The sequence below is a fragment of the Paracoccus wurundjeri genome (genome assembly GCF_030678915.1).
Lineage (GTDB): Bacteria > Pseudomonadota > Alphaproteobacteria > Rhodobacterales > Rhodobacteraceae > Paracoccus > Paracoccus onubensis_A.
On the sequence record NZ_JAUUTZ010000026.1, the window covers coordinates 1 to 19,300 of the forward strand.

At 57.1% G+C, this 19,300-nt stretch carries 24 protein-coding genes and 4 pseudogenes; 12 read left to right on the forward strand and 16 right to left on the reverse strand.

Going from position 1 to position 19,300, the window contains the following annotated elements:
- Window positions 1-110 precede the first annotated feature (110 nt).
- On the forward strand, window positions 111-299 hold the full coding sequence (locus Q0601_RS19905; protein WP_305291663.1) for a hypothetical protein: 189 nt from the start codon (window positions 111-113) through the stop codon (window positions 297-299).
- Here the strand turns inward: Q0601_RS19905 and Q0601_RS19910 are convergent.
- The gene (locus tag Q0601_RS19910; protein WP_305291664.1) at window positions 296-1,192 is read right to left on the reverse strand and encodes a LysR family transcriptional regulator; all 897 of its coding nucleotides are present in this window, start codon (window positions 1,190-1,192) and stop codon (window positions 296-298) included. The genes Q0601_RS19905 and Q0601_RS19910 overlap by 4 nt on opposite strands.
- Window positions 1,193-1,301: 109 nt before the next feature.
- On the opposite strand from Q0601_RS19910, the gene Q0601_RS19915 reads away from it, so the two are divergent.
- The 3 genes and pseudogenes from Q0601_RS19915 (at window position 1,302) to istB (ending at window position 2,851) form a co-directional block, all read left to right on the forward strand.
- A complete protein-coding gene (locus Q0601_RS19915) occupies window positions 1,302-1,724 on the forward strand; it encodes a RidA family protein (protein WP_305291665.1) in 423 nt (140 codons plus the stop codon).
- A 184-nt stretch (window positions 1,725-1,908) separates the two neighbouring features.
- Window positions 1,909-2,049 (forward strand): annotated as a pseudogene (locus Q0601_RS19920) (IS66 family transposase); the annotation flags it as partial.
- 52 nt (window positions 2,050-2,101) lie between these two features.
- Window positions 2,102-2,851 (forward strand): IS21-like element helper ATPase IstB, encoded by a 750-nt coding sequence (gene istB / locus Q0601_RS19925; protein WP_305291666.1) that lies wholly within the window; start codon window positions 2,102-2,104, stop codon window positions 2,849-2,851.
- 372 nt (window positions 2,852-3,223) lie between these two features.
- Here istB and Q0601_RS19930 read toward each other — a convergent pair whose 3' ends face one another.
- Window positions 3,224-3,553, reverse strand: coding sequence for a hypothetical protein (locus Q0601_RS19930; RefSeq protein WP_305291667.1), 330 nt, complete (start codon window positions 3,551-3,553; stop codon window positions 3,224-3,226).
- Window positions 3,550-4,116 carry a TetR/AcrR family transcriptional regulator gene (locus Q0601_RS19935; RefSeq protein WP_305291668.1) on the reverse strand — a complete coding sequence of 189 codons (567 nt, stop codon included), beginning with the start codon at window positions 4,114-4,116 and terminating at the stop codon, window positions 3,550-3,552. Before Q0601_RS19935 ends, Q0601_RS19930 begins: the two co-directional genes overlap by 4 nt.
- Before the next feature lie 260 nt (window positions 4,117-4,376).
- Between Q0601_RS19935 and Q0601_RS19940 the strand changes: the two genes are divergently transcribed.
- The 4 genes and pseudogenes from Q0601_RS19940 to Q0601_RS19955 all read left to right on the forward strand — a co-directional run.
- A complete protein-coding gene (locus Q0601_RS19940) occupies window positions 4,377-5,423 on the forward strand; it encodes a DMT family transporter (protein WP_305291669.1) in 1,047 nt (348 codons plus the stop codon).
- Window positions 5,377-6,033, forward strand: a complete 657-nt coding sequence (locus Q0601_RS19945; protein ID WP_305291670.1) for a glutathione S-transferase family protein — start codon at window positions 5,377-5,379, stop codon at window positions 6,031-6,033. Before Q0601_RS19940 ends, Q0601_RS19945 begins: the two co-directional genes overlap by 47 nt.
- A 23-nt stretch (window positions 6,034-6,056) precedes the next feature.
- On the forward strand, window positions 6,057-6,935 hold the full coding sequence (gene yghU, locus Q0601_RS19950) for a glutathione-dependent disulfide-bond oxidoreductase (protein ID WP_305291671.1): 879 nt from the start codon (window positions 6,057-6,059) through the stop codon (window positions 6,933-6,935).
- Between the two features lie 162 nt (window positions 6,936-7,097).
- A pseudogene (locus tag Q0601_RS19955) lies at window positions 7,098-7,541 on the forward strand (IS5 family transposase); the annotation flags it as partial.
- Window positions 7,542-7,886: 345 nt separating this feature from the next.
- Here the strand turns inward: Q0601_RS19955 and Q0601_RS19960 are convergent.
- The 4 genes from Q0601_RS19960 to Q0601_RS19975 are packed head-to-tail and all read right to left on the reverse strand — an operon-like array spanning window position 7,887 to window position 9,422.
- Window positions 7,887-8,279 (reverse strand): MFS transporter, encoded by a 393-nt coding sequence (locus Q0601_RS19960; protein WP_370656156.1) that lies wholly within the window; start codon window positions 8,277-8,279, stop codon window positions 7,887-7,889.
- Window positions 8,197-8,421: a hypothetical protein gene (locus tag Q0601_RS19965; protein ID WP_305291730.1), complete on the reverse strand. Its 225-nt coding sequence runs from the start codon at window positions 8,419-8,421 to the stop codon at window positions 8,197-8,199. Before Q0601_RS19965 ends, Q0601_RS19960 begins: the two co-directional genes overlap by 83 nt.
- A 12-nt stretch (window positions 8,422-8,433) precedes the next feature.
- The gene (locus Q0601_RS19970; RefSeq protein ID WP_305291673.1) at window positions 8,434-9,282 is read right to left on the reverse strand and encodes an NAD(P)H-dependent oxidoreductase; all 849 of its coding nucleotides are present in this window, start codon (window positions 9,280-9,282) and stop codon (window positions 8,434-8,436) included.
- Entirely contained in the window at window positions 9,282-9,422 is a 141-nt protein-coding gene (locus Q0601_RS19975; RefSeq protein WP_305291674.1) for a hypothetical protein, read from the reverse strand. The genes Q0601_RS19970 and Q0601_RS19975 overlap by 1 nt, the downstream gene beginning before the upstream one ends.
- A 432-nt stretch (window positions 9,423-9,854) precedes the next feature.
- Between Q0601_RS19975 and Q0601_RS19980 the strand changes: the two genes are divergently transcribed.
- The 4 genes from Q0601_RS19980 (at window position 9,855) to Q0601_RS19995 (ending at window position 12,503) form a co-directional block, all read left to right on the forward strand.
- Window positions 9,855-10,766: a LysR family transcriptional regulator gene (locus Q0601_RS19980; RefSeq protein WP_305291675.1), complete on the forward strand. Its 912-nt coding sequence runs from the start codon at window positions 9,855-9,857 to the stop codon at window positions 10,764-10,766.
- A 238-nt stretch (window positions 10,767-11,004) separates the two neighbouring features.
- A complete protein-coding gene (locus tag Q0601_RS19985) occupies window positions 11,005-11,412 on the forward strand; it encodes a hypothetical protein (protein WP_305291676.1) in 408 nt (135 codons plus the stop codon).
- Window positions 11,413-11,865: 453 nt separating this feature from the next.
- Window positions 11,866-12,102 (forward strand): antitoxin, encoded by a 237-nt coding sequence (locus Q0601_RS19990; protein ID WP_305291677.1) that lies wholly within the window; start codon window positions 11,866-11,868, stop codon window positions 12,100-12,102.
- Window positions 12,102-12,503 carry a type II toxin-antitoxin system VapC family toxin gene (locus Q0601_RS19995; protein WP_305291678.1) on the forward strand — a complete coding sequence of 134 codons (402 nt, stop codon included), beginning with the start codon at window positions 12,102-12,104 and terminating at the stop codon, window positions 12,501-12,503. Before Q0601_RS19990 ends, Q0601_RS19995 begins: the two co-directional genes overlap by 1 nt.
- Before the next feature lie 345 nt (window positions 12,504-12,848).
- Here Q0601_RS19995 and Q0601_RS20000 read toward each other — a convergent pair whose 3' ends face one another.
- The 9 genes and pseudogenes from Q0601_RS20000 to Q0601_RS20035 all read right to left on the reverse strand — a co-directional run.
- Complete coding sequence (locus Q0601_RS20000) at window positions 12,849-13,064, reverse strand: helix-turn-helix transcriptional regulator (RefSeq protein ID WP_305291679.1); 216 nt, start codon at window positions 13,062-13,064, stop codon at window positions 12,849-12,851.
- Between the two features lie 335 nt (window positions 13,065-13,399).
- Window positions 13,400-13,663, reverse strand: coding sequence for a hypothetical protein (locus tag Q0601_RS20005; protein WP_305291680.1), 264 nt, complete (start codon window positions 13,661-13,663; stop codon window positions 13,400-13,402).
- A complete protein-coding gene (locus Q0601_RS20010; protein ID WP_305291681.1) occupies window positions 13,656-13,991 on the reverse strand; it encodes a hypothetical protein in 336 nt (111 codons plus the stop codon). Before Q0601_RS20010 ends, Q0601_RS20005 begins: the two co-directional genes overlap by 8 nt.
- Window positions 13,988-14,368: a hypothetical protein gene (locus tag Q0601_RS20015; protein WP_305291682.1), complete on the reverse strand. Its 381-nt coding sequence runs from the start codon at window positions 14,366-14,368 to the stop codon at window positions 13,988-13,990. The genes Q0601_RS20010 and Q0601_RS20015 overlap by 4 nt, the downstream gene beginning before the upstream one ends.
- A 6-nt stretch (window positions 14,369-14,374) precedes the next feature.
- Window positions 14,375-14,491, reverse strand: a pseudogene (locus Q0601_RS24750) (hypothetical protein); the annotation flags it as partial.
- Window positions 14,492-14,816: 325 nt separating this feature from the next.
- Window positions 14,817-15,344, reverse strand: a complete 528-nt coding sequence (locus tag Q0601_RS20020; RefSeq protein WP_305291683.1) for a hypothetical protein — start codon at window positions 15,342-15,344, stop codon at window positions 14,817-14,819.
- A 95-nt stretch (window positions 15,345-15,439) separates the two neighbouring features.
- Window positions 15,440-15,976, reverse strand: coding sequence for a hypothetical protein (locus tag Q0601_RS20025; RefSeq protein ID WP_305291684.1), 537 nt, complete (start codon window positions 15,974-15,976; stop codon window positions 15,440-15,442).
- An 8-nt stretch (window positions 15,977-15,984) separates the two neighbouring features.
- Window positions 15,985-18,369 (reverse strand): RHS repeat-associated core domain-containing protein, encoded by a 2,385-nt coding sequence (locus tag Q0601_RS20030; RefSeq protein WP_305291685.1) that lies wholly within the window; start codon window positions 18,367-18,369, stop codon window positions 15,985-15,987.
- 183 nt (window positions 18,370-18,552) lie between these two features.
- A pseudogene (locus tag Q0601_RS20035) lies at window positions 18,553-19,194 on the reverse strand (IS5 family transposase); the annotation flags it as partial.
- Window positions 19,195-19,300: the final 106 nt, after the last annotated feature.

The following is a 19,300-nucleotide window of genomic DNA, read 5'->3' on the forward strand; positions in this document are numbered from 1 at the left end:
ACAACGGCGCTTGCAGCACCGCAAGCTCGCCGCATAATATCAAACCAATGACGAGGCCCATACTCCGCTAATTTACGCAACCATCTGCGCATAATGTTCTGACGACGGACATGACCCAGATCACCATTGACGAGACAGCGCTAAGCCTCATGGCTTTCGACGGCGCGGCGCATTTTTGTCGCGCCATGGCCCATCGGAGAACAAGGGTATTCATCAAGCCAGCGGCCAGCAGCAATGCCTTGATCTGGAAAGCCGGGTCCGCAATGTATTCTCAAGGTGAGCAACTTGCCGAAAGCTAATTCCTTCGGAATTCCTTGACAACATCAAGGAAAGCTCGCAGCGCCAGTGGAACGGCTCGATGTCCGGGATAATAGATCGCGACATCTTCCGGAGCGTGCATCCACGGGGCCAAGACCTTGCGCAACCTGCCGTCGAATAAGGCCGGTTCGGCGGCCCAATCCGCTACATAGGCGATGCCCAGTCCTTTTATTGCGGCGTCGACCATCAGCTCTTCGTCATCAAGGACGACGGGACCGTTTGTGCCGATCATCAGTTCCTGACCGGCCCGTTCGAACTCCCATCGGTACAGCTTGCCGCTGGGCATACGATGACCAATGCAATGATGGCGTTGAAGTTCATCAGGTGTTTTCGGCTCGCCGAAACGATCGAGATAGGCGGGCGATGCGACACAGACGAAGGCCAGCGGGTGCCGCAGCGGCACGGTAATCATGTCCTTTGGAATGGACTCAAAGAGACGCAGGCCAGCATCGAACCCACGGGACACAATATCAACGAACTGCCCGTCGACGACGATATCCACGGTTACGTCCGGATGGCGCTCCGCCATCTGTGGAAGAATTTCGCGAACGATAAACCCTGCCGCCAATCGTGGTGCATTGATGCGGACCGTTCCTGCTACATTGCCTCGGAACCCCGCCACGCTGTCGAGCGCTTCATCAAGTGATGTGAGCGCCGGCTGAAGGCGACCAAGCAGCTGAAAACCGGCTTCCGTCGGCAAGACGCTTCTTGTGGTACGGTTCAGAAGGCGCACGCCCATGCGTTCCTCGAGTGCGCGCATTGCGTGGCTCAATGTGGAAGGCGCCATGCCCATCTCATCCGCTGCTCGGCGGAAGCTGCGATGCGTGGCAACCGCCACGAACGCGGTTAGATCGTTAAGTGAGGGTCGGGACATTGATGAGAATTTTGCACCACTTTATGTCGATTTCAATGGCTAATATGCGCAATGACAATGTTCTAACTCTGCCTCATATCCGCGCATTCAAAGACAAAAGGATTATGAGATGCCCACACGTGACGCTATATTCCCGGCCAACCGTCATGCCTTGTATGATGCTCACCGATATTCCGCAGCCATTCGCTCCGGCGATCTCCTTTTTGTATCCGGTCAGGTTGGAAGCCGGGAGGACGGTTCGCCTGAGCCCGTGTTCGAGGATCAGGTTCGGCGGGCCTTTGACAATCTGCGTGGCGTCTTGGTTGCTGCCGGATGCAGTTTTGACGATGTGGTCGACGTGACCACCTTCCACACCAGCCCGGACGAACAGTTTGAGACTGTGCAGGCCGTCCGAACGGAGGAAATTGGTGGGCCTCCCTATCCGAACTGGACTGCTGTAGGTATCAATTGGCTTGCCGGTTTCGATTTCGAGATCAAGGTTATTGCACGCATCCCTCAATCAAGCGGCAGGCAGGCAGTGGACGAACTCTAATCTTCACCCTCGCGATTTCTGCGGCAAGGGAGCCTTGCTCCCTTTGCCCATCTATTGATCCTGTGCCACTCGGATCGTTCGATCCATGGCATGTACCGCTGCGTGTGAACGCATCAGATGAAGCATGACCTGCCGAATCCCGATCGGATATTCGGGTTGGGTTCATGCTGATGGTTATGCCGGCATGGGCGGCGTTTACGGTGGAAACAAGGCCCGCGAGATGGCCTGCATGGCCCATATCCGGCGCAAGTTCGTCGATGTCTTTGCCTCGCAGGGTTCGGCGGTCGCCGCAGAGGCCATCCGCCGGATTGCACAGTTTTATGCTGTCGAAAAGGACGCTCGCGGCCTTCTGCCCGAGGCGAGAGCTGTCCTGTGGCATGAGCGATACCCCGGAAATCCTGCTCGCCCATCACCTCAAGGCACTCAAGCTGCCCACCTTCCTGCGCGAGCATCAGAAACTGGCCCGGCAATGTGCGGCGGAAGGCGTGGATCATGTCCGCTATCTTGCCCGGCTGGTCGAACTCATCGACCGGGAAAGGCGGGTGGTCGAGCGCCGCATCAAAGCCGCAAAATTCCCGGCGGTCAAAAGCCTGGACAGCTTCGACTTCGCCGCCATTCCCAAGCTCAACAAGATACAGGTGCTGGAACTGGCACGCTGCGAATGGATCGGCAGGCGCGAGAACGTCATCGCCCTCGGGCCCTCGGGCACCGGAAAGACCCATGTCGCCCTCGGCCTCGGGCTGGCCGCCTGCCAAAAGGGTCTTTCCGTGGGCTTCACCACCGCCGCGGCCCTGGTTAGCGAGATGATGGAAGCCCGTGACGAACGCCGCTTGCTCCGCCTTCAGAAGCAGATGGCCGGATACAAGCTTCTCATCATCGACGAACTCGGCTTCGTGCCCTTGTCGAAAACCGGCGCCGAGCCCCTGTTCGAGCTGATCTCGCAACGCTACGAGCGTGGCTCGATTCTAATCATCAGCAATCTGCCATTTGACGAGTGGACCGAGACATTCGACTCCGAACGCCTCACCGGCGCGCTTCTCGACAGGCTGACCCACCACGTCAGCATTCTCGAGATGAATGGCCAGAGCTATCGTCTCGCCCAAAGCCGCGCCCGAAAGGTCGACTGAAACCCCTTCAAATATCGCCACGCGCGCATGAGCCCCCCGCTCGGGCTACGCCTTCCCGGCGGTCTCATGCGCGCACCGAAAGTGGCCGACTTTTACGCCGCCATTGGCACACTGAACCACTGTCCGCAACACTCAGAATGGAGTATCCTATGATCAAGGCATTCATATTCGACGCGTATGGTACGCTTTATGACGTCCAATCTGTTTCCAATATTATTGAGAAATCCTTCCCGGGTTACGGTGAGCGAGAGCCTTGTTGATGGCGTGGATACCCCCTCTGCGTAGATTTCATGACGTCAGAGAATGTCGAACGAACAAATCTGCGCTTCGACACCTTTCAGGAAACCCGACAGCGATCCATGCACAAGAAGCTCAGCCATCATCAACCCAGTCGAGGCGCCCTGGCCGCATGGCGCTTTCAAGGATTTCTGCCCACGTCTTTCCCTTCGCACGAAGCATCCCGATCGTTGGCCCACGGGGATCGCCATATACCGTCAGGGTCCGCTGACAGATCAATGAATGCATCGGCTCCGGAGTTCGCGCCTTGAAGATTGCCGCAAGTTTCCGCCGCTCGGCATGCGCGGCGCGGGCGATTTCTTCGATTGGTCGCGCGTCCTGCCGCATTAATTCAACACGGGATCGAATCGCGCGAACCGACATCTCATATTCCTGCCGTAATGTTTCCGTCGTATTGCCGCTCATGATGCGCCGGGCTTCTCTGCGGCCAGCAGCGCGAGTGCGGGCCTCACCGCCCCTTCCAGAAGGGCACGGTCCGGGCGCACGCGCGCAAGCACACGAACACCCATCAATATGCCGACCAGATGCCTTGCCAGATCCTCCGCCGCGAGCGACGTTGTGACCGAGCCGTCAGCCTGACCTTGTCTGACATTGTGCAGAAAGAATTCCTCGATGCGCAACAGCACTCCGGCGACAACCTCCTGAAAGGCTGGATCATGGGAGGTAACATCAAGTGCAGCATTCACCAACATGCACCCTTTGTGTTCAGTGTCATCAAGAGATCGCTTCACGATCTCCGCGAAGAAGCTCTCAATCGCCTCGCGGGGCTCCAGAGTTTCACAACGCCGCATACGCTCACCAATGCTTCCCTCCACATAATGATCAAGCGCACGCTGATAGAAGGCACGCTTGTCGCCAAACGCATTGTAGAGACTTGCGCCGGTCAGGCCCGTGTTCGCGATCAGGTCGCGAATCGATGTCGCCTCGTAACCCCGGCTCCAGAAGCACTGCACTGCCGCGTCGAGCACAGCGTCCTCATCGAATTTCCTCGGTCTCGCCATCTCGATCCCTGTTGGCCTGCGTCAGCAACATCTTGCTATCGAATAGTTTGTGATCTATTTTAGAACAATCGAACTAAAATACAAGCCGGCCGCCCACCGGATCATCGGGCCGCGCGAAAGGGAAATCCACAATGGCTTTCGAACAGGAGCTTGCCGCAATCCATGGCCGCAGCAGCCTCAAAGCCGCGATAATGCTGGCAGATCAGCATTCCTCGGGCGCGTAAACCATGTCCGGCACCAAGGCCTGGCCCACAACTGACAGATCACCCGACAACCCGCGCAAGCGCCTCACCGGCATACTTTGGGCGGCCCTCACCGTCGTGATCTTCGCCGGCTGGTTCGTGGTCACACGCTTCGGCGTCACCCGCGAACTCGGTATCTGGGACATTACAGCGCTGCGTTTCGGGGTCGGCACAGTGCTGCTCGGGCCAGTTCTCATCCGGCAACGAACCACTCTTTCCTTCGCCGCCTGGGTAAAGGGCGCCGCCTTTGCCATGCTCTGGGGGGCGCCTTTCGTACTGCTCGTCGCGTTGGGCCTCAGCCTGACCTCGGCCGCGCAGGCCGCATCGATCGCACCGACCCTGATGCCGTTATTCGCTGGGATCTTTGCCTGGACTTTCCTTGGTGAACGCCAGGGGCGGCAATGCTGGATCGGGTATGTAGCGATCTTTGCCGGGCTCGCTTTTCTTGTATTGACAGGAACAACAACGCACGGACCACCTAACGCGGCAGGGCTTGGTGCGCTGGCGACCGCCGCCGCGATGTGGGCTGTCTACACGCTGTTGTTCCGCGATAGCGAGCTGACCCCAATCGAGTCCGCCGCCCTTATCTGCTGCTGGTCAACCGTACTCTTTCTGCCCGCCTACCTGTTTTTTGGCCTCAGCCGCATGAGCCACGCCTCGGTCAACGAGATTGCATTGCAGGTCATTTATCAGGGCGTACTGATGAGTGGGGTGGCAATTATTACGTTCAACCGCGCGGTCTCGCTGCTCGGCGCAACCGCGGCCACCGCGATCATCGCGCTCGTTCCCGCAGCTGCATCGCTTCTTGCTGTTCCTGTTCTCGGTGAGACGCCATCCCGCTTCGAATTCGCGGCGATTGCAATCATCATCGCCGGTGTTCTACTCGCATCCCGCCGGCCAGACATGACCCATCCACTCAAGCCAAACGGAGATGTCCATGATCCGATTCTATTTCCATCCGACACCCAATCCGGCGAAGATCGCGTTGCTTCTGGAAGAAGCGGGCCTGCCCTACGAACTGGTACCCGTTGACACCAGCAAGGGAGAGCAGCACGCACCATCGTTCCGGGCGATCAATCCAAACGGAAAGGTGCCGGCCATTATCGATACCGAAGGACCGGACGGTCGTGACACACGGGCCTTCGATTCAACTGCCATCCTGATTTATCTTGCAGAGAAGGCCGGAAAATTCCTTGGCAGACCCGCGGAGCGGCCGGAACTGCTTTCCTGGCTGATGTTCATCGCCTCGGGTCTTGGCCCGTTTTCCGGACAGGCCGTGCATTTCCAGTTTGCTGCGCCGGAAGGTCTCGATTACGCGGTGAACCGTTATCGCCGCGAAGCCGAGCGCCACTACCAGGTGCTTGACGCGCACCTTGAAGGTCGGGCCTATCTTGTCGGCGACACCTACACGATCGCGGATATCTCCGCCTGGGGATGGCTCGACCGTGCTTCGCGCGTGCGCAAGGGCACTGAAGACCCCCTCGCGGCCTTCCCCAATCTCAAGCGCCTGTTCGAGACAGTAGATGCGCGGCCCGCCGTGACCCGTGCGCGGGACATCGGCAGGGATCATCCTTTCAAGCAGGTCAATGACGAGGAGACGAAGCGCGCACTTTTCCCCTCGAATTTTCCGCCCGTAACATAAGCACATTTTCAGGAGAGCATAACATGAGCGACAGCACCGAATATGTCCCACCAAAGGTGTGGACCTGGGACAAGGCAAGCGGCGGCACCTTCGCCAATGTCAACCGCCCGATTGCCGGCGCAACCCATGAAAAAGAACTGCCGGTGGGCAAGCATCCGATGCAACTCTATTCGCTTGGCACGCCAAATGGCCAGAAGGTCACAATCCTGCTGGAGGAGTTGCTGGCGCTGGGTCATGAAGGCGCGGAATACGACGCCTGGCTGATCAGGATCGGTGATGGAGATCAGTTCGGCTCGGGTTTTGTCGAGATCAACCCGAACTCCAAGATTCCGGCGCTAACAGACCGTAGTGGATCAAAGCCGATCCGCGTGTTCGAATCCGGGGCGATCCTGATGCACCTTGCCGAGAAGTTCGGCGCGTTCCTGCCAGTTGAACCGGCGGCACGTGCAGAAACGCTGTCCTGGCTGTTCTGGCAGATGGGCTCCGCCCCCTTCCTGGGCGGCTGCTTTGGCCATTTCTATGCCTATGCGCCGAGTAAGCTGGAATATCCGATCAACCGCTACGCCATGGAGGTGAAACGTCAGCTACATGTCCTCGACCGACGTCTTGCCGAAAATGAATTCATCTCCGGTGCCGACTACACCATCGCTGATATGGCGATCTGGCCCTGGTATGGCGGTCTCGTGAAAGGCTGGCAGTACGACGCGGCCGAATTTCTTTCCGTGCAAGACTACAAGAATGTTGTCCGCTGGGCGGATCAGATCTTTGCCCGACCTGCCGTCGCCCGCGGCCGGAAAGTGAACCGCACCTCCGGCGAGCCTTCAAGCCAGTTGCACGAGCGGCACGACGCCAGTGATTTCGAAACGAAGACACAGGATAAGCTTACCGCGGTAAAAACATAGCCCTCCCGGCCAGGCGCAAGGACCATAAGCGGATCCCCGCGGAATGAAACATCGTGCCCAGGCCCTGGCCGGGACGCGACAGAAAGTGCAAAGATTATAGTGCCATGACCCCGGGATCGCACACTCACGACGAACGGGCAAAACAGAGAGTCTGCCGGCCCCTGCTTGACAGCGCCGGTTATCGGCCGCTCAAGAGGTGGCTTCACGACCAAGATCCACCTCCTCGTCAATGCTGCAGGGCTGCCCATGAGGACTGAGATCACTGCGGGGCAAACCTCTGACTATCTTGGCTTCGATCTGGTCATGGCCGAAAACCTGCCCACCCCAAGCGTCTTGCTGGCCGACCGAGGCTATGACGCTGACAGCATTCGCAAATCCATGGACAAACGCGACGTCTTACCCGTCATCCCCATGCGCAAGTCACGCAAGAAGCGCGTTGGCGTCGACCGGGCCTTGTATCGTCTGCGCAACCTGGTCGAACGGTTCTTCAACAAATTGAAGAACGCCCGCCGTGTCGCCACCCACTACGACAAGACTGCCGAGAGCTTCCTGGGCTTCATCGACATCACGTCGATCCGGATCTGGCTGCGTCATTTGTCAACATGACCTAAGAAAAGATTTGGGCCCGATCCGCGGATCACCATACCGGCCAGTGGCTTCATGACATGCCGCGCTTCACAGGCCTGACAGAAGACCGCACTCGATCACCGCCAACAAGAGGGTCAGAAGCTACTTGCACCTTGGACGGCAACCACAGAAGATCGCTCATATCACCGCTCTATTTTTCGAGCGATGAATCACGAGAGAGATCTCAAATCAATGGGTCTTGACCCTAAGTGTTGATCGGGCTGCAGGACCGGACCGTGCGCCGGAAATCTGCATGTGCTCCGGCTGCCGTGAGCGGACAAACAAACTGGCGACAAGCGCAGCACAACCAGCAGCTGCGCCTGCTCAAGGCGTCATCAAGATGCCGGGCCCGGCCACGAGCACCCCGCCGATCGCCGAGAATGTCGCGATGCCGAAGTTGAACGTGGCGATGTTGAAGCCCGAAGCAGTCGCGACCGCGTCGGGCGCGACCTCTTCCGCGGCCGCGACCACGCCAGACTGAACGATGGGGCCAAGACAGAAGCCGCAAGCAGACCAGAGGAGCAGGTTGGCGAACATCGTCAGGACGTGCGGGGCCGAAAAGGGCAGCGTTGCAAGCGCCAGGACAAGACCGACCAGCGCTGCCATCAGGCTGCGCCGCGTGCCGAGCGCGTCGCTAAGCCGGCCCCCGCCCACATTCCCGACCACCGCAGCTGCGCCGAATGCCATAAGCGCCAAGCTGACTGCGGCCGGAGACATGTGGGTTAGTCACAAGCAGGCCGGCTTGGGGTATCGTTACCGTAAGATCGCGTGCGACTTCCGGAACAAGACCGATCATGACGAATTCCGCAGTGTCGATGGCGAAGGCCGCGACGGCAAGCGCGATAAATGCAGGCGACATCGGTGTTGCTCTTTATGCGCCGACCGGATCGGCAAAGTGCGCGACGAGGCCCGTTTGGCCCGGCGAAACGTGGTCGGCCATGGTGTGGCGATCGGGGAAGTCACCGCCGTTTTGCGACCGGAAGGGGATTGGCGTGTCGGAGAATAGCCCGGCGAGACGCACACGCCATGCTGCCTTGATCGCCTCCACTTCCTCCGCCGTAGAAACGTGGCCCGCGCCATAGACCGCGTGTGTCGGGAGCACGTCCATGCCGGGGTAGAACAGCGCGCCATGAGTCAGCGGGAACAGCAGCTGCTCGATCGGCCCGTTGATCCCTCGCGGGCCATAGTCGGCCGCTGGGCCGCCTGCCTGCACGTTGACCAGCGCTCGCTTGCCCTTGAGGATGCCCTCGCCAAAGCGGAACTCGTTGGAGCCATTCTGATAGCCGTAGGCAAAACCGAAGGCATAGACCCGCTCTATCCAGCCTTTCAGGATCGCAGGCACGCCATACCACCACAGCGGGAATTGCAGGATCACAGCATCGGCCGCGAGCAGCTTCTGCTGCTCGGCGATCACGTCGGGCGTCTGATGCCCGCTTGCGTAAGCATGGCCCGACTCCATGATGAACGACAGCCGTTCGGGATTGTCACGCATTGGGAAGTCATCGGCGTCAAATACCGCCTTCCACTTCATCTCATAGAGGTCCGAATGGACCACGGTGTGTCCCGCTGCCGACAAGGTCTCGGCGGTCACGTCGACCAGCTGCCGTGTCAGCGAAGTGGGTTCAGGGTGCGCGTAAACGATGAGAATATTTTTTTTCACTAGATGGTCTCCGTGTTTGTTGATAGCCATGTTCACGTGATTGATGTTTCCGATCGGCATCAATTGCGCGCCGAGGCTTGCGCGTTGGTGACACAGACGTTTTCGAGGAATTTGCGTGCCCGCGGAGCCGCGCTCAGCTTGATGATGCCGATATCGATACCTGCGCTGTTGATGGCGCGGCCAAGCTCCTCAAACATCATCAGAAGGCTCGTTTCGTTGCAGCAATTCGCGCCAAAGCGCGCAGTAAGCTAGTAGGGTATGGGATGCTGACTAAGATCATTCGATGCCTCCGGCTCGAGATTGGTAGCTCGGCTGACCCCGACATGAGCATCTGAGTAAGATTTGTGAAATCGATTATCTTGACATGTTATATCCATATGGCGGATACCTAACCGCTGATCGCCACGTTGGCGGCATTTCCACGGGGGCGTTCGATTGGCCCGTGGGCGGCACAGGTCCACACGCACCGGTTTGTCGGCCATCTGCCAATCGTGAGAACAACAGCAATCGCTCTTGTGCCATCGGTTCGACGCCGACACAGACAGCTTCCCATTAGGCGGCCAAGCCGTTGACGGGCAGCGCCGCAATCATCATATATAGAATTGATTAAGCGGCGACCAGGAATAGACAGATTGAATGACAGGCGCATCGACCTCAATCTCTTGGCGACGCTCGAAGTGCTACTCACCGAACAAAACGTAACGAAAGCGGCAGCTCTACTGCACCTCAGTCAGCCGGCTGTAAGTGCGCAACTGGCACGGCTTCGGGATTTGTTTGACGACCCGCTTCTGCTTCCGACTCGTCGAGGCATGATCCCGACCGCCAAAGCAATCGAACTTGCACCGCAACTGAGAGGCGCGCTGGATCACGTGCGCGACGCACTGCATTCTCATCAGGACTTCGATCCCAGCAAGGCAGAGCTGACCGTATCGATCGGCTGTTCTGACTATATCCAGGCAGCAGTGGTGACGCCGTTCGTCTTGGCTCTCCGGCAGACGGCGCCGGGAGTACGGGTGACCGTACGGCATCTGTTGCCCGAACTGGTGCAGCAGCAATTAGAGAATAAAGAAGTCGATCTTGTTATCGCTACTCCCGAACGGTCGGCCCCGCACCTGCGGACGTGTCACTTATTCGACGAAAGTTATGTCCTCATAGGAAGGCACGGTCATCCCCGGTTGAAATCGGGGATGACAATAGACGAATATGTCGAATTGGAACACGTCGTGGTGTCACCGCGGGGCGGCTATTTCGAAACGCCAGTGGACAGTGCCCTGGCGACACTTGGTTACCGACGCAACGTCGTCGTGTCAGCGGCCTCCTTTTTGCTCCTGCCGGAGATCGTCTTAGATAGTGATTTGGTTGCGCTCGTACCACGGCGCCTATTTCTTAGACAGTCAGAAAATTTCATGAGGGTTGACGTGCCCTGGCTAGGTGAACATTTCAATGTCAGCCTGATTTGGCACGAGAGAAGTCATAGGCATGCGGGCCACCACTGGGTCCGAAACCTGATCGGAAGTCTGGTTGGGGCCCATGATGGACGATGATAAAGGCGGGTCTGGGGCAGCCCTGCCGACGGGGTCGGCTTGAGATGCATAAATCCCTTGGCGACCATGCCTTGGTATCTGTTCCATTGATATCACTCTGTAAATATGGCGATTGGCGCAAGGCTGCTTGATCTGTCCGTCGTCAGCACAATTGGCACATCTCGCGGCGTAACTTAGCGGAGAGTTCACCTGCGAGGAGACGGCTCTGCCGGGTGCCGTGCCCGACGATGACGGGAACATGCCCTTTCTGCGCATCCAAGCGCCGTGCCGGAACGGTTTCGTTCCATCGCTTCCCCTCGATGCCCAGCCGCAGGAATATGTCGCGGTCTCCGGCCTCTCCATCGCCGTGGTGCTGTGCGAGCGCGGGGCTCTTCCCGGCCGCACGGAGGATTGGGCAGCCTTCGCGCAATGGCCCCGCAGCCCCGCCATCGAACAGGATACGCTCCACGCCTTGGCGCATATCCCCTACCCCGCCTTTCCGGAACACGCCCGCGCCCTTCTCGGTGGCATCATGCTCGCAAAGGCCAAGCTGCGCGCCTGGATGCTGTTCAAGGGATACGCCTTGCCCCGCTTCCTGGAAGGGCAAGATGCCGTGCAGCTCACTCTCGCGGGACAGACCGCAGCGACACCCTCGGCGAGATCCTGAAGGACAGCCCCGGCTGGCTGGATGAGGCGGTCGATACCACTGAAGCCAGCTGCATCCTCGGCTTCCCCCCCTGCACGCTGCACACCTGGCGCTCGCGCGGCGGCGGGCCGCCCTTTCTCAAGCTGGGCGCGCGCTCGGTGCGCTACCAGCGCCGGGCGCTCTATCAATGGCTTGCCGAGCGCCAAAGGCGCAATACGGCGGATGATGGGGGCCGGGATGGCTGACAGGACCAAACATCACACATTCCCCCCAGCAAGGTCCGGTTTCGTGACAAAGACTACGAAATTGAAGCGACATCGGCAGCCAGGTTTGACGCGGCAGCAGACATTGCCCCAGCCCCCGTAATGGCCAAGGGCCGGCATTCCTTATGAACCCTTGAATGTGCACACATGGATGTACATATTGTGCATGACGAGCTATAATCCAGCTCGGCACATGTGAAGGAGGCATCCGATGCACATCACCAAGGTCTTCAAGAACGGGAACTCACAAGCGGTGCGAATCCCCGCCGAACTGGCATATGAGCGCGCCGATGTTGAAATGGAGATCGAGCGCGTGGGCGACGAACTGCGCATCCGGCCGGCGCGCCGGTCACTTGCCGGCGTACTCGAACGCTTCAGGAGATTCGGCCCCGACTTCATGTCAGAAGGGCGTGGCGACCATGAGCAGGCGGACCGAGACAGCATCTGATGCCGAAGTTCATGCTCGACACCAATATCTGCATCTACCTGATGAAAAACCAGCCGGAGCAGGTGGCGCGCCGCTTTGCCGAATGCGTCGTCGGCGATGTCGTCATGTCGGCGATCACCTTTGCCGAGCTGGAATATGGCGTATCGGTGAGCCGGGCTCCTGATCGGGAGCGGGCAAATCTCGACGATCTCGCCGAGATGATCCCGGCAGCTCCCTTTGATATCGAGGCCGCGCGCGCCTACGGCCCCGTCCGGAAGGCAACGCAGGACAGGAAGCGGGATCATCTCGACAAGCTGATCGCCGCCCACGCCCTGGCACTGGACGTGGTACTGGTGACGAATAACATCCGCGATTTCCAGGCATATCCAAGGCTACGCCTGGATAACTGGCTGGAGCCTTGAGTATAGCATCCAGCCCAGCATGAGGTCTCAGCTGAAAACAAGTAGCTCGCAAACCGGATCAGCTTCCATGAGGCATTTGACGGCTCTTATCTCGTCAACACCGTTTGGGGATATTGCCTATCGTCGTGCGCCGAAAAGAACCGGCAAATCGAACAGGAAAAGGCTACCGGCATTGGCTCTCCATATTCACGTCAAATGACGATATGAGCACACTATGCCCCACAGGGTAGCAGGTTGAAACGCCATTGTCGGGATCACAAAGCCGGCGCCACAAATACCGCCTAACAGGCGCTGCTCCGCGCAATAAAAGTTAACCGTTGGTCTGCCCTCAAACACCGCCTCCTCTCATCCACCATTGCCGCCCTCTTCCCCTGGCCGCCACCTGACGGGATCCGCGACCCAGCGGTTGATGTCGGATTCCCACCAGCCTGCACCGTTGATGCTGATCCTGATCTGGGCCGGGAATGTTCCCTCGGCGATCTTGCGGTAAATGGTGGAGCGGGACAGGCCGGTCCGGGCAAGGACGGTATTCAGGCGAACGATACGGTCTGGCGCGGGCATGGTTGCAATGCTTCCTGCTGATCGGTTCTGGCTGCTCATGAACCATGACAGGGCAAGGGTTTATCGTTATGCAAGAGGTATTTAACCGGCTTTGTCCTATAGCGAAGAAACGGCGGTAAATAGGAAAACCCTGCAAGCCGAGTCCGTGCCCTCTACCAAGGTCGGCGCCGCGATCGAGAGCAGATTCCCGACCGAGGCTGTGGCGCGATTCGCACGAGATGCCAAGTCTCTGCCTATGATCAACAAGCCGGGATACCATATTCAGACTGAGTTTCGAGGTTTTCCATCCCCACTCCGAGTAGTCCTTCAGCCGAGTTTTGTTCCGACATAACAGCCTATGGCTCCGCCCAGCCCCTCCCCGGCCTGAAGCTGCCGGGCTCCATGTTCTGCCCGATCTGCACGAGATCGAACAGCGCCAGGCGGAGTTCCCGCCAGGGAAACTCTTCGCATTCCTCCGAGCCCTGGCCTTCCCGCAGGATCATATCGAACTTGGCCGCCACACCGGCCAGCGTCGTTGCAGACGTTACTGTCAAGGCATCGGCCAATTCCTGTGCAAGGTGTCGGCACTCCGTCACGTCGTCATATTCGAAGTTATCCACTACCATTATCAACTGTTTCGTAACCTTCACCATTATGCGGCGAATCAAATTTCCGCAAAATAATCTCCCTAATCTCTTCGAAAACCCTCCTGTCAAAACACACATTCTTCTCTGACAACCTCTGAGATTGCCACTCAAGGTAAAGAGGAATATGCCATATAATGTAAGTGAGCTCCTTATCGAACCTAGATTCACTCAAACTAGGAACACCCTGGATAATCCGTAAAAAATCTTCAGCCATACCTTCATCATATACACCATATCTTAACTTCCGCAAAAATCCAGACTCCCAATGGAATCGAAGGGATTTCTTTAATTCATCAGTCATTTCGCAAGTAGCCTTATTGCATCTGGAGGGACATAGCCCTTTATCAGAACCTCTGCATCCTCGATTGCCATATCTGCAATAAATTCATTAATGAAACCGTGCCCTCCTGATATATCCACCACTTCCGATTTAACTTTACATAAATCTATACTTACAACGCCGTTTCCTTGATTGTATTTCCCATGTGCAACTGTAGGATCTTTCGTCGCTGACATCCAATTACTATCTCGTGCGCCACCTACATGAACTTCAGGAGAAATATTTGCAGTACAACAGCGAGCAAATAGACCTTTAGATATATCCTCCCCGGTTGCCAATGCACGATAGACAAACCGCTGACCATCGGGCAGATTACATGTCAGGGCAAAAAAATCCACGTAAACTGTTGGAACAGGAACATATGATGCTGGCCTGAATCCTCCAACCAAAGACAGGGGATCAAAAGTAAGATATTTTGCGGCGATCGGCTCATAATACCTGAACCGATTATAATACAGCCCGGTCTCTTCATCCTCTCACTGGCCCTGGAACCGGATCGGGCAGAACATCGCATCCGGTGACGGCGCATAACCCGGCAATTCCACCGAAGGGCCATGAACCAGAACCTCCACCCAGTAATGCCATGCTCCGTGGCATCCGAGCCAACTACCTGCGCCCCCGTCCGCCGCAATGTCTCCCATGTGTCATGATCGACAGCCCAGAGCAGAGCATCGCCTTCGGAAACCACCTCTTCAAGGCGTCCCGAGATGATCATTGGCCACGAAACCAAGCTGCACGCCTTCGACCCGCGCCATCGGTCGGAATGATCCCGGCTCGAAGAGCCAGTCAATAAATTATTAACTCACCTCCAAAAGGTTTTATCTGCCATCCGACCGGCAAACGCCCGGCCTCCAAAATTCTCATTAGATCGCGGCATTTTCGAGACCCGTAATACCTATAATCCTGAACAGCAACCTCCTCTTTGGCAAACGCAATCAACAACCATTCTATTGTTGAAACAGGTCTCGGTGGAGAAAATCCGCTCGAGTTGTTATTAAGCCCAGAAACTTCCAGGCCATCTGCTATTCCTGAAACATATGGATCAACAAGTACAGCAATTGAATTGCTGTTACGCAAAAATCCTTTTGCTACGTCGCCACTCTCAAATCCACCTGCATTCGGCATCAAGTCAAGAAGAAAACTTTCAAATTCATCTGAATCAATATTTTTTTGAGCATCGCCTGCATCGACGAAACGGTAATTCACAAAAACATCAAGGGAAATATTTATCGGAGGTTCGCCACAGAATCGAGCAAATCCTACTTCGCTTACACTTTCAATTCGGCGATGAATTTCATCAAGTGATTGCGTCATCTGCAGTTACTTCCTTTTCTCGCAGAATTAATCGGACCAGACACTCTAGGAACAGGATCACTGTCCATAAAACCTGCGGCGATGCGTTCTGCAGCCTAGTCGCTTAATGTTCCTCTCTCGCGCTCGAGATCGGAATATATAGCATCTCCAGCTTCTGAAAATTCATTGTATGCCAAATATTTCAGATATTCTAAAAGATCTGCAAATATTTTTACATCACCACCAGAAATACTTATTATAGCAGGCTCATCGTCATTAGCATTTCTCCACCAATAAAATGTGACTCCAAGCCCGCCTTGCTCCTTAGCAAATATTGCGGTTCTATTCCAATCAGAATTATCGGAAGGGGGGACAGGGCGATAGTTCTCAGCAATGAGGTTTATGACCTCTTTAACGTCATCCTGTTTATATAACTCTTTAAGTTGACTGGGTGGATAGGAAGTTTTCCCAAGTAAACCATTTTCCCAGGTAGAAACAATTGTGTAGTAATCTCGCATTTGCTGCGATAAGGAACGATAGGTTTTCTCATCAATCATGAGAATTTGCCCGCTGATATCGCCTGTAGCCTCCATCCTGTGGGAATCACCCCATTCGTCATTTTTTTTTCTTATCTCATTTATTAACTTTTCCATTTTTCCCTCTAGCATTCATCTCGCAGCCAGACCCATGTATAGCTTTGCTTTTTTCGAGCCATATCTCCAGTTATCCCACCAAGATAAGCGTTAGTATCTGCTCGCTGCAACAACCCTCCATTGCTGGGATTCGGGAGACCACCTGACGCTGCATCTGGAACATGCCCGGCAACCTGACCTTTCGAGCAGCAATGCATCTCTCGGAATTGTCGCTTCCATCTCGCCGACAGTCGTTCCTGCAATTCGGTTAGCGGCCCCGCGGTCATTCGTCCGCCACGTGCAATAATCTCGTTATTCCACATGCCTACGAACTGGGACAACTCTTCAGCTGCAGCGCTTCCTGCGGGGAATTTTTGCACAATGCAGATGCCAGAACCCATCGGACCCCATGCTTGCAGCCCAAAGGGATCATTAAATTTCAGTGGGTTGGCAACATAGCTCGATAATCTAGTACCCCCAAAGAGACCGATCGGATCCAAACTCATATACTGACCAGAATTCGCTTCATAATATCTGTATTGATTATAATACAGCCCGGTCTCTTCATCTTCCCACTGCCCCTGGAACCGGATCGGGCAGAACATCGCATCCGGAGGCGGTGCATAGCCCGGCAGCTCAACCGACGCGCCATGAGCCAGATCCTCGACCCAGTAATCGCCATGCTCCGTGGCATCCGAGCCAACGACCTGCTTTCCTGTCCGCCGCAATGTCCCCCAGGTGTCATGATCGACAGCCCAGAGCAGCACGCCGCTTTCCGAGACCACCTCTTTTGGTGTCCCAAGATGATCGTTCACAACAAGGCCAAGCTGCCCACCCTCGACCCGCGCCATCGGTCGGAATGATCCCGGCTCGAAGAACCAGTCCACCTCCTGAACCGTGCCACCACGCGTGACCTTTTCCCGCGCGATGACATCTCCATCCCACAGGAAGTCGTGCTTAACGCCGCGGGTCTCCTTCCAAACCCGCCGCCCGAACGGATCATAGCCGTAGCGCCAGATTGCCCCGTCCGGGCAATGCGCCGCTATCATCTGATCCTGTGCGTTCCATTCAAACCGCCATGTCTGCGACCGGAACCCCTTGCGTGCAATCGTGCGCTTAACCACCCGTCCGCAACGATCATGATCCAGCGTCACCACCTCGCCGCGCGGACCATGGGCGATTTTCACTACCCCCGCGGCTGAGGTCTGCCAGTTCAGGAAACGATCGGTGCCCCCGGTCGCAGCCGCAAGGTTCAGGTCGGGATTATAGGCGAAGCCTTCGACTCCGCCATCGCCGTAAACTGTCCGCGCGATCTGACCGTTCCGGTCGTAATCGTATCGTTTCTCGCCCCACCGCGCGTCGGTGATGACACGCGGCTCGTAGGCACGGCTCCAGTCATAGCGGCGCTCGATCTGCGCGCCGTGCTGATGGACGAGCTGTCCGACCGCGTCCCAGTCTGAGGCCAGCCGGAAACCCCGCTCCGAGGCCCGCAGCCGCTCTTGTCCCAGATCGTCACGTTCGAAGCAAAGAGGCGCGTACCCCTCCAGTTCCCACTGCAGCAAGCCGCCCATACCATCATAGCGGAAGGACAGGTGCTGATCGCCGATCCGACGCGCGATCCGACGCCCACAACAGTCAATTTCGTTCTCGATGCGTTGACCATTCACGGTTTCGGCGATCACCCGACCGAGCGCATCCCGTTCCAGCGTGATCTCGGCATCACTGTTCCTGGCGGCGATCAGACGACCGTTGCCGTCATAGCCATATGTGATCACCAGGGGGCCTGCGGCACCCGATGCGAATGCGCGCAGTTCCAGCAGCAGGCCGGATTTGTCGTAATCATATTCCAGCCAGCCGCCATCAGGGTTGTCGCGCCGCACAACCCGGCCTGCATCATCATGGCGATAACCAAGGCTGCGGCCGTCGAAATCGGTTTCGCGGATCACCCGGCCGGTGATGTCCCGCTCGAAGGTCCAGTGCAAACCCATCTGGTTCGTGACGCAGATCAACCGCTCTTCACTGTCATATTGAAAACGGAGCGTCCCGCCCTTTGGATCGGTAATCTCTTCCAATACATTATAGGGGCCGTAGCGATAAGAAGTGGTGCGTCCCTCGCCATCCGTGACCGCCTCTACCCGCCCGGTGTCACCGATGGAACGATGTGTTTCCACCCCGTCGGGACGGGTAATGCGGGTCGGGACATGGAAATCCACCCCCGCCTCATATGAAAGCCCCGTGACATGGCCGAGGGGATCAATGATCGCCGTCACGCGGTTGAACACGTCATAGCTGAACCGCGTCTCGGCACTGTTGAAATCGCGGATCGAAATCAGCCGGTTATGATCGTCATATTCGCGGAGCTCGATCAGCCCATCATGACGCATCATCTGAACCGGCAGACCGGCCGCGTTCACCCGCAAATCGGTGACATGGCCGAGAGGATCGCGGACCTGCCGAAGATTACCACGATCGACGAACCACAGTAGATGTGATTTCCGGTGAGATTCTGAAGGGGCTGAACTGGCGTACCGATGAAGGCACCCTGATCCGGGACGAGTAAGACAACCGATCTGCTGCCTGAAAACTAGGGCCAGGGTTCATAACCAGAAGATAACGGTTGCTGCGAGGGCGATGGCTGAGAGTAAGACCTTGGGACAGCGGTCGTAGCGGGTCGCCGCGCGCCTCCAGTCCCTGAGCCTGCCAACATGATCTCGATGCGGTTGCGCCGCTTGTATCGGCGCTTGTCGTATTTGACGGTTGTCTTGCGTTGTTTTCGGCCAGGGATGCAGGCGCGTATCCTACTGTCTTTCAAGGCTTCTCGAAACCAGTCGGCGTCGTAGCCGCGATCCCCGAGCAGCCATTCGACATTCGGCAGGTTATTGAGCAGTGCCCGCGCACCGATGTAGTCACTGACCTGACCGGCGGTGACGAACAGGTCGAGCGGGCGCCCCTGGCTGTCGCAGATGGCGTGCAGTTTCGTGTTCATGCCGCCTTTGGTTCGACCGATCAGACGACCAGGCCCCCTTTTTGCCGGCCATGCTGGCCGCCGTTCGATGAGCCTTCAGGTACTTGCGCAGCCTCACTCGAACGCATGGCGTTCGCCTGCTCACATCGATCATCACGGCCTTCTCTTCAGCGTGCTCGGCGGCGAGACCCGCCATCATGCACGCGAAGATGCCTTTCTCGCTCAAGGGCGCGCCAGCTGTAAACCATGCCCGGTATTGGCCCTTCAACGACCGTCGCTGTGGAGGTATTTAGGCCTGACATGATGCAGCGTTGCGGCATGGCTGGGTCTAGTTCCCAGGACGTATTCCACGGGGGGGCAGGCCGAACGTCAAAACAAGC